At 31.0% G+C, this 268-nt stretch carries 1 pseudogene; it reads left to right on the top strand.

The features are described from left to right. Nucleotides 1-153 precede the first annotated feature (153 nt). Nucleotides 154-268 (top strand): annotated as a pseudogene (locus KVT11_RS20005) (trimeric intracellular cation channel family protein); the annotation flags it as partial.

The raw sequence follows: 268 nt of genomic DNA, 5'->3' as shown, positions 1-268 counted from the left end.
AAATTACTTTATAGCTATTTTCCAAACATTTTCAAACGCTTTCTTTATGTATTTTATCCGTTTTTCTACATGTAGCGAAAAGTAATTGTTATTTCCAATACTTTAGTGTATATTTTTTCTCTGGAACATCTTTAAGAGGAAGGGATTAAGGCCATGTTATTAACCGATATATTTACGTTTCTTGGCAATATCCCCGCTGCCATTTCTGGTACATTAGTTGGATTAAAAAAAGATTTAGATTTATTCGGTGTCCTTTGTTTAGCTGTAG

The sequence above is a fragment of the Bacillus sp. GbtcB10 genome, from assembly GCF_019091365.1.
Lineage (GTDB): Bacteria > Bacillota > Bacilli > Bacillales > Bacillaceae > Bacillus > Bacillus altitudinis.
This window is presented reverse-complemented; position numbering and strand designations above follow the sequence as displayed.